This window comes from Maribellus mangrovi (assembly GCF_037646455.1).
Lineage (GTDB): Bacteria > Bacteroidota > Bacteroidia > Bacteroidales > Prolixibacteraceae > Draconibacterium > Draconibacterium mangrovi_A.
The window spans coordinates 372,489-386,226 of record NZ_JBBIXN010000003.1; the positions used below are offsets into that span (position 1 = coordinate 372,489).

Sequence of the window (13,738 nt, forward strand, 5' to 3'; positions counted from 1 at the left end):
AGTTCCCGGTGCAGAAAACTGCACATGGAGCCAGACCTTCTACCTGTCAGCAACCGATATCTGCGATAACACGGGTACTGCAGAGGTAACTTACACATGGAAAGTAGATCTCACACCACCTGTAATTGAAGAAATGCCTGATCTGGCGTTTGACTGCAATGAACCGGTAATATTACCACCACCACCTGCAGTAAGTGATAACTGTGATGATGAAATTTTAATTGGCGGTTGTACAATTACTGATGCAAGTGGTACCGTATTTCCTTGCGACGGTTTTGATTTCCAAGTAGGAGAAACGGTAACAGTTTGTTACACTGCAGTGGATGATTGCGATAACCCGGCAGAGGAATGCTACACCGTTTATGTTAGACCATGTCCGAGTGAAACAGCTTATGGATTCCTGGCAGGAAGAAGTGAATGCTTCATAACTGATCCTCTTTTTGAAGGAACCTCCGATAAATGGGGTTGGAGAACTCTGTTTAATCCTGGAGAGACCTTTACACAAGAGCTCTGGATGGGTGCTGCTCAATGTAATACTGATAACGGAGAGCTTGTTGGATATGTAACCGTTAGTTATATTGGAACAACACTCTCAGTATACTATAACATGGATGACGATTACTCATTAACAGCCACTCATACTTTTGTTGGTTGTCTGGGTTATCCGTATCCTGAATTGGATGGAGCTCAATCGGTATCACCGGGACAATATACTGACGTATCAGAAGGTTTAGATTTCTATGATGGATATACAGTAAGCTTTGTTGTTGATGGTATAAATCCGGTACATGTTCATACACATGCCATGGCTAATGTTTATATCGATGGTGATGATACATATCCCGGACCTACCGGTTTAGCAATAACCTGTGAGGATAACAAGGAAAAATCAGCTGAAATTCAAAATCCAAGTTTTGAAGAAAGCACTCTGAAAGTTTACCCGAATCCGTTTAGCGACAAAGTAACCTTCGAGTTTGTTTCAGGCAGAGATGCATATGGCGTACTTGAACTCTACAACATTACTGGTCAGAAAGTAGCCAGAATACTTGATCGTCCGGTTGAGGCCGGAGTTATGAACCGGGTAGAATACACACCGGAGCACAAAGTATCCGGAATGTATATCTACCGTTTAGATCTGGACGGAGAACTCCAGATAGGAAGAATTATTTACAAAGAATAATTTGGCCCTTATTTTTTATCAAATAACCAAAGCTTCGGGCTTTGGGTTGAGGTCTACTCCTCAACGGACTTTAAAAGGAGGCCGGCTGTCAGCGCCGGCCTCCTTCATTTTCTTAAATGCGGCAATACGCTCATCCAAATTATTTGTTCCGCAGCAGATACATACTCTCTCCATCATCATGATGAGGGAGTAAAACTACTGAAGTCATCCGGTTCACACCCTCTCGCACCTACATAAAGTACAAGTATATGAGATTGCTTCTCCCGATTACTTGGGATCGCAATGACATTTCGAACTGGGAAATGTATGGCAGCGGACAGTAAGTATTATCTTTTAAAAGAACTGTCATCGTCCGCTGCAGGTTAAACCCCCTGCGGTTGTCATGGCGAGGAATCCGTCAGCTGACGGAGACCGACGCCATCCGGTTTACCTTAGCACGCGCCAGGCTGTCTTATAAGTACAGTGAAGAAAAGTTCAACTTACTTTTGAATTAAATTATTTAACCCCCTTGATCTCCTGAAGCCTGCCAACTGGCGAGGCAGGGATTCCTCGTTAGTTTGCTGCGGGTAGTTCATGAATAAAATGTACATGCTGCTCTTTATTAGATCTATCAAACAAGGAAAGATCCAACGATTTGCCAAATGCAGGAAAATTCAGTATTTTTCTGTTGATTTAAAAACCATGAAACAATTAGCCGGAATTTTAATTCTCAGTTTGTTGCTGTTCTACAGTAGTTATTCGCAACAATACAATTTTACCACTTATTCAATAAATGAAGGCCTTTCACAAAGTGTGGTAAATTGCATTTTTCAGGATTCAAAAGGCTACATTTGGCTGGGCACACAAAATGGCCTCGATCGTTTTGATGGCCGGAATTTTGAACGGTTTCGCTACAATCCCAAGGATTCAAATTCCATTTCAAACAATTGGATCTATGCCATTTCTGAAGATTCGGAAGGAAACCTCTGGATCGGAACCAAAGGCGGATTGCACCAGTATATCAGAACTGAAAACAGATTTGAGAGGATTCGTTACCAGACCGGATACCGGTTCGATGTCACCAATTACAATTACGACAATATTTGTTTAAACAGCGGAAAAATCCTCATAAATACTCCCCCCATAATCTCTGTATACGATATTCAGGAACACAGCTTCTCTCATTTTATCAGCGAACTAGAATACGAAGCAACCGTTCAGGACGTTCGCATTCCGGTTATGGAAGATAAAAACGGAAAAGTATGGGTGGGAAGCACAAACGGGCTTGCACTGTTTTCACCTGATAATGGAGAATTTGTTTATGCCTCCTTTGTAAATAATACTTCTTTAAGTCATATGGAGGAAAACGTTACGGCCTTGTTCCAGGATAGTAACGGGTTGGTTTGGGCTGGTACTTTTACCGGATTATACCGATGTGAACCAGGAAGTATCGAATTTAAAGAAGTCAGTTTTCCGCTTGTTTCAGGCGAAGATTATAGATTTCAAATCAGTATACGCAGTATTCTTCAGGATAAAAACAATAACCTTATTCTCGGTACTGAAGGCTTGGGGGTATACATTATTTTACCAGTCGGCAGAGATAAATACAGCACAAGAAACCTTACGCAGGCAAACAGCGGTATTGGGCATGATATCGTTCAGCCCATGTTAATCGATAAATCGGATAACCTTTGGGTGGGCACCCTGTCGGGGATCAGTAAAACCGATTTAAAACAGAAGAAATTCAGGCTTTTCAGAAATACAAACTTACCGGGCTCTACCGATCTTTTGGGCAATGTAATAGCCGGATTGTACAAGAATGAGGACGGTATTATTTGGGTGGGTAATTGGGGACAGGGACTCAACCTGGTAAATCCTTTGACCAACGAAGTAGAACATTTCTCGAGTCAACAAACCGGAAATCATTATTTATCGAACGATTTTATACATGTGATTTTTAAGGATAATGCTAAAAATATGTGGCTGGGTACGAGGGATGGAGTATTTATTTATGATAAAACTAAGAAGCAATTTGTATTGTGGACCGAATTTTTTGAGCTGCCTGATTTCCCGACATTTGAGAGTATTCGCATTTATCACATTATCCAGGATATGACAGGAAATATCTGGATTGCCAGTTCAAATGGTTTGTATAAATTTAATCTTGCAACATCCACACAGGAATGGTTTCATGTAGATGCCGAACCTGATCATCGCTTGGGTGCTAACCTCATTTACAGTATTTTGGAAGATTCGGAAGGATTGATATGGGCAGCCACCATTAATGGTTTAGATATGTATGATCCCCACAACAAACAAATGCATCATTATAACAGGACCAATGCGGACATTAGCAGCGACTTTTTGATTTCTTTGGCCGAAAATACCGACGGGAATATTTGGATCGGGTCCAATGCTTACATCAATATTTTCGACAAGAAAACAGGTGAATTTAGTTTCATGGACCAGGAGCAGGGACTGCCGAGTAATTACATTTACGAAATGCAAACAGATAAAAACAACAATATCTGGCTTGCAACAGGAAATGGTTTATGCATGTTCGATACAGATCAAAAACAACTTGAAATATATACCATGGAAGATGGGCTGCAAAGTATGGAATTTAACCTGAGAGCTTCGTGTGCCTGTGCCGATGGCGAATTGTTGTTTGGAGGAATGAATGGTTTCAATACTTTTTATCCTGATTCGATTACCGGTAATCCCTATACTCCGGATCTTGTATTTACCTCGTTTTCAAAAGTTACCGATGGTGAACAAGAGAAGGTAAACATAGAAAACGGCAGTGAATTGGTTTTAAACCACAGGGTGCAGTCGTTTACTATAGAATTTGCTGCACTTGAGTATACTAATCCGGAAAATAATCACTACCAGTATCAAATGGAAGCTATTTCCGATAAGTGGATTGAAATCGGAACCCGTGCATTTGTGCCATTTTTTGCATTGCCACCCGGAGAGTACACTTTTTGGATCAAGGGCTCTAACAACGACGGTCTTTGGAATGACCAGCCTATCGGATTATCCTTTATTGTTTTGCCCCCCTGGTGGCGGAGTAAGCTGGCTTATTCCATCTATTTATTGCTTACTATTTTGGGAGTAGTGTTCTTTGTAAAATTACGTGAACGCCGGTTAAAACATGAAAAAATCCTGTTGGAAAAGAAAGTGGCCGAGCGAACCCTTCAAATTGAAGAGCAAAACCGAATTATCACCTCAAAAAACGAGGAGTTAAATGAACTGAACCGGACAAAAGATAAATTCTTTTCCATAATCGGGCACGATCTGGGCAATCATTTCAATATTATTGTCGGTTTTTCTGAACTGTTACTTTCAGGTTTTAGAAAAATGGATGCCAATAAACTGGCTTATCATTTGGGTAACATTCACAATTCATCCAAGCATGCCAGTGATCTTTTGGGTAATCTGCTTACCTGGGCGCGCCTGCAACGAAATGCGATTGAATACCGGCCTGAAAAAATGAATGCAGTGGAAAAAGTGAGAGAATGGATTGGATTTCAGGAAGAACTGGCATTCAAAAAGAACATTCTTGTTGAAGTTATGGCCAAAGAAAATATCGAGGTTTTTGCGGATGAAAATATGTTTTCGCTCATCATAAGAAATTTGCTCGCAAATGCATTGAAATTCACACCCAGGGATGGCGAAATATCCATTCGCTTAAAGAAGAATGGAAAACACTGTGAGATTACAGTAAAAGACTCCGGTGTTGGTATCCCGCCGGAGCACATTGATAAAATATTCAGGATTGACAGTGACATTACCACAAAGGGCACCGAGGGTGAAAAAGGTACCGGTTTGGGTTTAGTTTTATGCAAGGAATTTGTTGAAAAGCACGGAGGTAAAATCTGGGTAAAGAGCAAGCCTGGAGAAGGAAGTGAATTTGGGTTTTTGTTGCCTTTAGCAAAGGAATAGATTGTTGCTTGTCACTTTGTTGAGTTGCGATCTGACTGTTTTCTTTTGGATCCTGTTTTATAAGGTTCTGTTTAAATGATCTTAATTTTTAAAGGAATTAATATCTTTAGGCTCGTATTAAAATAGTTCTAATGCAATCCAACAAACAACTCGACCTGGCTTATGATTTCATCCGTTTTACCGGGCAAAATGTTTTTCTCACCGGGAAAGCCGGGACCGGGAAAACCACTTTTCTGAAAAGTTTAAAGGAACGCTCGCCAAAACGAATGATCGTCGTGGCGCCAACCGGTGTGGCGGCTATTAACGCAGGAGGCGTAACCATTCATTCTTTTTTCCAGCTGTCGTTTGGCCCGCAGGTTGGGAACGAAAGCGACAGGAATCGCCAGATGCGTTTCACCAAGAAAAAGATCAGCATTATCCGCAGCCTCGATCTGCTGGTGATCGACGAAATAAGTATGGTGCGCGCCGATATACTGGATGCCATCGACCGTGTGATGCGCCGATTTAAAGATCGACGGAAAGCTTTTGGCGGAGCACAATTGTTGATGATCGGCGATTTGCAACAACTGGCACCCATTGTGAAACGCGAAGAATGGGCCTTACTGAAAAGCGAGTACGATACTGCCTATTTTTTCAGCAGCAAAGCCCTGCACGAAACACCTTATGTGAGTATTGAATTGACACAGGTTTTCCGGCAACAGGATGATAAGTTTATTTCGATATTGAACAAAGTGCGTGATAATATACTTGATGAGACAACACGAAACGAACTGAACTCACGTTACCAGCCCGACTTTAAACCGACCGATGATGAAGGCTACATTACACTTTGCACCCACAATGCGGAGGCGCATCGCATAAACGATTCGAAACTGAAAGAGCTGCCTGCAAAAGAAAAAATATTCAAGGCACATATTGAAGGGAATTTCCCTGAATATGTCTTCCCGACTGAACATGAACTGCATCTGAAAGTGGGTGCGCAGGTGATGTTTGTAAAAAACGATCCCGATCCTGAAAAGCGTTTCTTTAACGGAAAGATCGGGCAGATAACGGCATTTGATGGAAGTACGATTTATATACAATGTCCCGGTGATGAGGACGAAATTGAAGTCAGCAGCCTTATCTGGGAAAATATAAAATATTCGATCGATAAAAATACGGCGGAAATTACCGAAGAGGTGGAAGGTTCGTTCAGCCAGATCCCGCTAAAACTGGCCTGGGCGATCACCATTCACAAAAGCCAGGGACTTACTTTCGAGCGGGCCATTATCGATGCGCAGTCATCGTTTGCCCACGGACAAGTGTATGTGGCGCTGAGCCGTTGCAAAACGCTGGAAGGAATGGTGTTGAAAACACCGATTCAGAAAACCAGCATTATCACCGATCAGACAGTGGATGGATTTATTCATCAGGTAGAGGCAAACCAGCCCGGAGAAAAAGAACTAAACCAGGCAAAACTGACTTTTCAACGTGAGCTGCTTACAGAAATGTTTCGCTTTAACCGGACGGGTTACCTGGTGAATTCAATCGGCAAGATCATGGATGAGAATCCGGGAAGTTTTACCGAGGTCTTTGTTCGGCAGTATCGAAATATGAGAGATGGACTGAAAAATGAACTGGCAGGGGTGGGTGATAAATTTCAGCAGCAAATTGTTCGATACCTGAAACAAGAGCCCGATGTAGCTAAAAACACCAAACTTCAGCAGCGCATTAAAAAGGCAGCCGATTATTTCTTCGAGAAAACAAATGCAATTTTGCTTGAACCGCTGGAACAAACTGACTGGGACATTGATAATCGGGCAGTAAAAAAGCAGATTCACCAACGACTCGGCGACATAGCCGAAGAAGCCAAAACAAAACAGGCGGCCTTTGAAATCTGTCGCGAGGATTTCTCGGTGAAGGAAATTATGAATGCCCGAGCCAAAGCACTGGTCGATACAGGCGCCACAAAATCCACAAAGAAAAAAGCGCGTGAGTTGGAGAGCTATACAAATATTTCGCATCCTGAGTTATATAATCTGTTGCGTTCGTGGAGGTATGAAAAATCGCAGGAACTTGTGGGGCCAGCCTACATGGTCTTTTCGCAGAAATCGTTGGTGGAGTTGGTTACTTATTTGCCGGTTAATTTAGCAGAGCTGAAACTGATTAACGGACTGGGGAAACGAAAAATCGATCAGTTTGGTGAAGATATTATTGATTTGATTCGTGGTTATTGTGAAGAAAATAGCATCGACCACAGTGAAATTCCCTTAAAGGAAAATCCGAAGAAAGAAAAGAAGCCCAAAGTGGATACTAAAAAGGTAAGTTTTGAGCTTTACCGATCAGGAAAATCGATTTCTGAGATCGCCCGTGAAAGAGGATTTGCCGAAATTACGATCGAGGGGCACCTTTCGCATTTTATAAAGGAAGGTGAAATTGACATTCTTGAATTTTTGTCGCAGGAAAAGCTCGATAAAATAATAGATTACTTTAAAAATTCAGAAGAAAGGAATCTGGGGCCGGCGCGTGGTGCTTTGGGCGAGGAATTTAGTTACGGCGATTTGCGAATGGGATTGAGTTACCTGGAATCGTTAAATCAGCAATAAATAAGAACTTATTGGGTGTGCAGCTTCTTAGAGATGAATAATTTATCTATTCTGTTTGTGGCCATACCAAAAGTCCTGTTATCGTCATCCTGAATTCATTTCAGGATCTTTAAGTCGCAGTAATTACTTTTAATAGATTCCGAATCAAATTCAGAATGACGTAGTTTTCGGACTTTTGATATGGCTTCATTATTTATTATACCTCCGGAGCATTCTCCAACAAATATTCTTCGGCTTTTACATTCCACAAACCTTTGGTTTGGGCTACCAGTTTGGCCAGCTCGGCGTAAAACGGATCGCTTTTACCCAATTCCTCAAAATCAGAAATTGCCACAAGCGGAAGATCCTTGTGCGTGTAAATTAATTTTTTTCCTCCCGGAATATTAGGTAGATTCAGCGTAGTTTCAGCTACGGCATTCAGACCGCCAATGTGGGTGATCAATCCGGCCGGATCAAGGCCTTTACTCATTACGTCGAGCGCTTCTACCATATCGTCGTTGTTCCCGCCTGATGTTCCTACTATGTGTGTATATGCGTAGTGAACGTTGTAAAAATTCAGTTTGGCCGAGAATTCAGTATTCGACGGGCCTGCAAAAAAGTTCAGACAGCCATCGTGTGCGAGTATTGCATCGCCCTGTTCAACCACCGGAGTTACCGGAGCGAAAACAAATACATCGTTATAGCCTTCTCCGCCTGAAACTTCTTTCAGCGCAGCTACCGGATCTTCAACATCGCCGGTGTTTAAATAAATCAGTTCGATTCCTTTTTCTTTCGCCCATTCAACGGGGAAAATTTCAGCAGCGCGGTCCAAACGATCCTGTGCAATATCGGTCACCACCAAAAGCGATGGTTTGCGGTCCTCGCGACTAATTACGTAGTTAATGGCTGCCAGTCCCATCGGGCCAACTCCTGCAAGGATGGCCATTTTCCCACCTTCAACAATTTCCATCTCATGAACATATGAACCCGGAGTAGTGTGGTAGTTGGCATGCATGGCACCGATCACACAACTCAGGGGCTCAGAAAGCGATGCCGGGTAAAATCCGGGACCGTCGTAAGCCAGCAAACAATCCTGCTCCAATACATCTTTAGGGATGATCACATAGGTTGCATCACCACCAATGTATTGGTAAGAATAACCGGGCGCACTTAAAATACCCACCGGGCCATCTTTGTAATAAATAGCCGGCTGGATCGAATATTTCTGTCCGGGCTTGAATTTATCCTGCCATTTCGCACCCACTTCAATAATCTCACCTGAAAATTCATGTCCGATCATAATCGGTTCTTCAGCCACATTGTTGGGCACGCGTTTATGGTCGGTTCCCTGCGTGGCCGCCTTATAGCTCGACATACAAATGCTATCGCTTACTACTTTTGCCAGAATCTCGTCGTCGTTTATCTTCGGAAGTTCAAACTCTTCCAAACGCAAATCTTTTTTGCCGTATAATCGTACTGCTTTTGTCTTCATATCTGTTTTTAATTTAATTCTTCAATTTTGAGTTTTACAAACTCCAGTAATTCGTTTGTTGTCGCTATAAAATCAGAACAACCTGCTTCTTTCATCGGTTCAATCTTGCCGTAGCCCCAGGTAACTCCCAATGTTTGCATCCCGGCAGCTTTGCCTGTTTTAATGTCGACATGCGAATCGCCAACAAACAAAACATCCTGATTCCCGACTTCAAATTTTTTAGCAATCAGCTTGGCCGCAAAGGGATCCGGTTTTTTAGGATTGTTCCCGTTTTGTCCCATTACCAGATCGGGCAGAAAATCTTTCATGTAATTTTCTACGATCGGCACGGTTTGGCTATGTGGTTTATTCGTATTTACAGCGAACGGAATTTTATGTTGTTTAAGGAATGCTAGCACTTCATCAATTCCTTCATACAAATGGCTTTTCACCATCAAATGTGAGAGGTAATAATCTTTGTATTCCTGAACGAAATTATCCAGTTTTTCCTGATCACTTTTAATGTGATCGGGGAGTGCCCGTTCTACCAGTTTTGCAGCCCCGTTTCCTATCCACGAAACATACGATTTAGTATCATGCGTTGGCAGATTGTTTTCTTCCAAAACATGGTTGCAGGCATCTGCTATATCCACAATCGAATGGAGCAAAGTACCGTCTAAATCGAATATAATTGCTTTTACAGGCATGTATTAATTCAGCATAATTTGTCCGCCACTAACCGGAATGGCCTGTCCGGTTTCATTTTCCTGATCGATAGCGTAGAAAACCGCCTTAGCTACATCAACAGGAGAGCACCCTTTTCCGAGCGGAACCTGTGCCAGGTAAAACGCTTTTACATCGTCGATGGTTTTGGCTCCCGGAACTTTTCCTGCATTCAGGTACTGCACGAATAATCCGTTATCAGGATCGCTCCAAAGCGGACCTTCGTAAAAGTTTCCCGGGCAGATTGAATTCACCTTAATTCTATCGGGCGCCAGTTCCAGTGCAAACGATTGGGTCAAGCCAATGCCACCAAATTTTCCACCGGCATAGGCAAAGTTTTTCTTGCTTCCGGCCAGTCCCGATTTGGAATTTATCTGAATCACATCGGCATACAACGAAGCATTGTATTTATTCTGCAATTTCATGATTGGTGTCGCTGCTTTGGTACAATAGAAATAGGCGTTGTAATTGATTTTTGTAACCAGATCGAAATTCTCCGGCGTCATTTCTTCCAAACCTCCGGCACGTAAAATTCCGGCGTTGCTTACAAAAACATCAAGTCCGCCAAATTCGCAAACAGTTTGGTGCATCAGGTTTTTTAGTGATTCCTGATCAGCAACATTGGATTGAACGAAAATAGCATGGCTGCTGTTTTTAATATCGTTGAACGAGTCGGCTGTAGATTTACCCACCGTTTCATTCAGGTCGGCGACGACGATGTTCGAACCGTTTTCTTTCATCACCCGGGCTATTCCTTCGCCAAATCCCTGTGCTGCACCGGTAACAATTGATATCTTGTTTTCTACACGTCCGGCCGAAGCCCCTGCAGAAACTTTGCGGCGGTAATTTTCAACTTCCCATGTATCGATGAAATGGATTTGTTCGGGTGTCATAAAATGCTGACCGCCGAATGATTCCGACAACCAGGAAATTTTCATAGCATCTTCAAAAACCTCTTTTATGATGTTTGACTGTGCTGCATTGTCGCCAATCGAAAGCATACCAATGCCTTTTATGAAAACCACTTTTGGTGCAAAACCATAGTCGGCAACAAAGGTTTCGTAATTTGTTTTAAAGGTTTCGATAGTTGCTTCAGGAGAGGCAACTTCATCGATATAAATGTATTTCGATTTACAGTAAACGATCAAATCCGGGGTGAAAGGATAATTCACTTTCTCGAAAGCTTCAGCACTTGTATTGAACTTTTCGACCAGTGCTGAGTTTGTAACTTTGATGGTTTTCAGCCCGTCCTGCGAAACAATGGCGCGAATGGCCGGAACCACTTCCGTAACATGTTCAGCAACCGGAAGCATGGTGTTGTCCACCGGAACTGAGACCGCTTTTTCAATGTTCGCAATAATCTCGTCGTAAATGTCGGCTACTTCCTGTGTGGTGTTGGCACTCACAAAAATGCCATGGTTCTGAAGTAAAATAACTTTCGGATCGTATCCTTTTTCGGTTCTGAATGCTATGATTTTAGCTTCAACAGCTTTAAATAAAATATACCCCGGATCGATGTATGGTATGTACACCGCTTCATCGCCGAATACAGGTTTCACCAACTCTTCGGCTTTGTTGCTGCACATTATTCCATTCACCGCAGTCGGGTGCAGGTGAATCACAAATTTATAGTTGATGGCATTGTGGAAGGATGTTTCCACCGACGGGCGTTTGCCTTTTGTAATCGTAGCATCGGCTAAGTCATCTTTAATCTGGTTCTCGCGTTCGATTGAATTTGAGCTGTATTGGTTTTCCGAAATCTTGTCCAGTTTTTTGCGATCCATTACCGCAAAACCTTCTTCGCTTATCGTCGACAAGGCAAATCCGCTGGCTTTTATCCAAAGCTTTTCGTCGGTTTTGTATGAGGTGTTTCCACCACCTGCAATCACCATTGCTTTATTTGTTCCGTAGAATTGAGAGATTTCTACTAGTTCTTTTACTCCTTGCTCCATGATTTCTATATTCTTCTCCGTATTGCTCTGTGTCTTCTTTGTGTTCTCTGTGGTTTGAAATCTTTTTACCGCAGAGCAATTAGAGAATTTCGCAGAGAGCTCGGAGTTATTTATTTTATTTCTCTAGGAACTTTGCAATTACTGCTTTACCCAACTCAATAAAAGTTGCTTTCTCGTCGGTTTTGGCGATACCGTTCAGCAGGTAACCTTCCTGGCCATTTGACACCAGATATTGATGAGCTGCAATCACTGCAGTTCCTTCGTAATTGATCTGCTTCAACTCATCATCCAGTTCGAATCCGCCGCCTACGCTCAATTTTATCGGGTCGAGTTTTGGTGTATTGTGCTCGCTACCAAAAGTGATCACAAAACCTTTATTGTTGAAAAACTTCACAAAGTCCTTTAGGATGTTGAATTTGTTCCTGGCCGGAATCAGTTCAATGCTGAATACGTTTTTGCTTTTCAATTCCGCCAATAGCTTTTCGCTATCTCCTTCATAGTCGGTGTAATTCTCATCGCCGAAATCGAGTAACACCGGGTAACATGGAATTCCACCTGCGTCAATAATTATTTCCTGAACTTCTTCGAGGGATAAAAATGCTTTTGGATCCTCAGGAACAAATGCTGCACCACCCGATTTTAAAAGATTCCCACGAATCTCATTTTCCAGTCCTGCCAAATCATCGATAGCTGACTTCACCGGCTTGCCCTGAAATATGACATTAAAAAGTTTTGCTCTTCCCAGATCGGTTTCTTCTTTTTCAAACACTGCTATCCGAATGGCCTGTGAAATGTGGCGTTCGCGAAACAGGTTTTTAGCCAACCGACTTTGCAATTCTTCCGCATCGAATTGAATATCTATTTCTTTTTCAGTAAAAAAAGCATTTAGCTTTTCCACCATCTGGTAAGTCTGGCGGTTACTTTCTTCCTGTAGGTCTTTTATTTTATTGGCCGAAGCCTCGCTCATTTGAGCTGGTTGCCTTAATCCTTTTCCGCTAAAATAAGTACGGCCGGGATTGCTGGGGTCATTCACACGAATACCGGCTTCCTGCAAGTCTTTTTGCAAGGCCATAAATTCGATGTTGAACAGCGGAAAAACTTTGTGTTTCTCTGCCATTTCTGCAAATTCATTATAGCCGTCGGTAGTGTAAAAGTCGTTGATGCCGAGTACTGAAACACCTTCCGATTTAGCAAGTACAAAGGGCTGTTCCACTTCCGAAAACGCGCTAAACGAATGTGGCGTGTGAATGTGGCCGTTAATGTCGGGCGTCTCAGTTTTTGGTTGATCCTGATACCATTTTAGCAATTCTTCCGGCTTGGGGAAGGTTGTAAATATACTTTTTGAGTCTGTCATATGCATTAATCTGAATGTACGCACAAATAAACAAAACTGCGCACTTATAGGTGTCCTTTGGTATCCTGTTTTTGCGGAATGGAATCAAACTTTCACTCGGTTTTCTTGTTGTTCAATTCGAATAAAAAACAGGAATCATGAGCAAAATTATTTTAATGACAGCCACATTTCTGCTGGCATTGGCTGTTGCTGCAGGAGCTTTTGGTGCACATGCCTTAAAAACGCATCTTTCGGCCGAAATGTTACAAACCTGGAAAACCGCAGTAGATTACCATCTTTATCATGCGCTTGGCTTGCTGCTGATCGGAGTGTTGACAGTGGTTCTGCCCGATTTAAGTACAAAATGGCCGGCCATTTTATTGTTCGCCGGAATTGTATTGTTCTCCGGGAGTTTGTACACCATGGCACTCAGCGGAATAAAAACACTAGGTGCGATTACGCCAATAGGAGGTTTGAGTTTTATTGCAGGTTGGTTAATTTTGTTGGTAACAATCTGGAGGAGATAATCGGTTTGACAATAACCTGTCCCCTGAAATGTTAATGATAATCAAATTCAGGGAGTAGCTGAAT

Annotated in this window: 8 protein-coding genes; 4 read left to right on the forward strand and 4 right to left on the reverse strand. The window is 42.4% G+C overall.

Annotation, left to right across the window (positions count from 1 at the left end; genetic code table 11):
• The 3 genes from WFY05_RS14455 to WFY05_RS14465 all read left to right on the forward strand — a co-directional run.
• The coding region (locus WFY05_RS14455; RefSeq protein WP_340113604.1) for a T9SS type A sorting domain-containing protein at positions 1-1,180 on the forward strand (1,180 nt) is incomplete at its 5' end.
• Between the two features lie 681 nt (positions 1,181-1,861).
• Positions 1,862-5,104, forward strand: a complete 3,243-nt coding sequence (locus WFY05_RS14460; RefSeq protein WP_340113605.1) for a ligand-binding sensor domain-containing protein — start codon at positions 1,862-1,864, stop codon at positions 5,102-5,104.
• Positions 5,105-5,235: 131 nt separating this feature from the next.
• Positions 5,236-7,689: a helix-turn-helix domain-containing protein gene (locus WFY05_RS14465; protein WP_340113606.1), complete on the forward strand. Its 2,454-nt coding sequence runs from the start codon at positions 5,236-5,238 to the stop codon at positions 7,687-7,689.
• Positions 7,690-7,885: 196 nt separating this feature from the next.
• Here the strand turns inward: WFY05_RS14465 and WFY05_RS14470 are convergent, their stop codons facing one another.
• The 4 genes from WFY05_RS14470 to WFY05_RS14485 form a co-directional block, all read right to left on the reverse strand.
• Complete coding sequence (locus tag WFY05_RS14470; protein WP_340113607.1) at positions 7,886-9,160, reverse strand: zinc-binding dehydrogenase; 1,275 nt, start codon at positions 9,158-9,160, stop codon at positions 7,886-7,888.
• 8 nt (positions 9,161-9,168) lie between these two features.
• Positions 9,169-9,846 carry an HAD family hydrolase gene (locus WFY05_RS14475; protein ID WP_340113608.1) on the reverse strand — a complete coding sequence of 226 codons (678 nt, stop codon included), beginning with the start codon at positions 9,844-9,846 and terminating at the stop codon, positions 9,169-9,171.
• A gap of 3 nt (positions 9,847-9,849) precedes the next feature.
• Positions 9,850-11,814 (reverse strand): SDR family NAD(P)-dependent oxidoreductase, encoded by a 1,965-nt coding sequence (locus WFY05_RS14480; RefSeq protein ID WP_340113609.1) that lies wholly within the window; start codon positions 11,812-11,814, stop codon positions 9,850-9,852.
• Positions 11,815-11,929: 115 nt separating this feature from the next.
• A complete protein-coding gene (locus tag WFY05_RS14485) occupies positions 11,930-13,168 on the reverse strand; it encodes a hypothetical protein (RefSeq protein ID WP_340113610.1) in 1,239 nt (412 codons plus the stop codon).
• Positions 13,169-13,305: 137 nt separating this feature from the next.
• Here WFY05_RS14485 and WFY05_RS14490 point away from each other — a divergent pair, with 137 nt between their 5' ends.
• Positions 13,306-13,674 (forward strand): DUF423 domain-containing protein, encoded by a 369-nt coding sequence (locus WFY05_RS14490; RefSeq protein ID WP_340113611.1) that lies wholly within the window; start codon positions 13,306-13,308, stop codon positions 13,672-13,674.
• Positions 13,675-13,738 lie beyond the last annotated feature (64 nt).

What these genes read in the sequence shown, in the direction of transcription:
- WFY05_RS14465 (WP_340113606.1), top strand. Translation starts at nt 5,236, where the DNA reads ATGCAATCCAACAAACAACTCGACCTGGCTTATGATTTCATCCGTTTT.
- WFY05_RS14475 (WP_340113608.1), bottom strand. Translation starts at nt 9,846, where the DNA reads ATGCCTGTAAAAGCAATTATATTCGATTTAGACGGTACTTTGCTCCAT.
- WFY05_RS14460 (WP_340113605.1), top strand. Translation starts at nt 1,862, where the DNA reads ATGAAACAATTAGCCGGAATTTTAATTCTCAGTTTGTTGCTGTTCTAC.
- WFY05_RS14480 (WP_340113609.1), bottom strand. Translation starts at nt 11,814, where the DNA reads ATGGAGCAAGGAGTAAAAGAACTAGTAGAAATCTCTCAATTCTACGGA.
- WFY05_RS14490 (WP_340113611.1), top strand. Translation starts at nt 13,306, where the DNA reads ATGAGCAAAATTATTTTAATGACAGCCACATTTCTGCTGGCATTGGCT.
- WFY05_RS14470 (WP_340113607.1), bottom strand. Translation starts at nt 9,160, where the DNA reads ATGAAGACAAAAGCAGTACGATTATACGGCAAAAAAGATTTGCGTTTG.
- WFY05_RS14485 (WP_340113610.1), bottom strand. Translation starts at nt 13,168, where the DNA reads ATGACAGACTCAAAAAGTATATTTACAACCTTCCCCAAGCCGGAAGAA.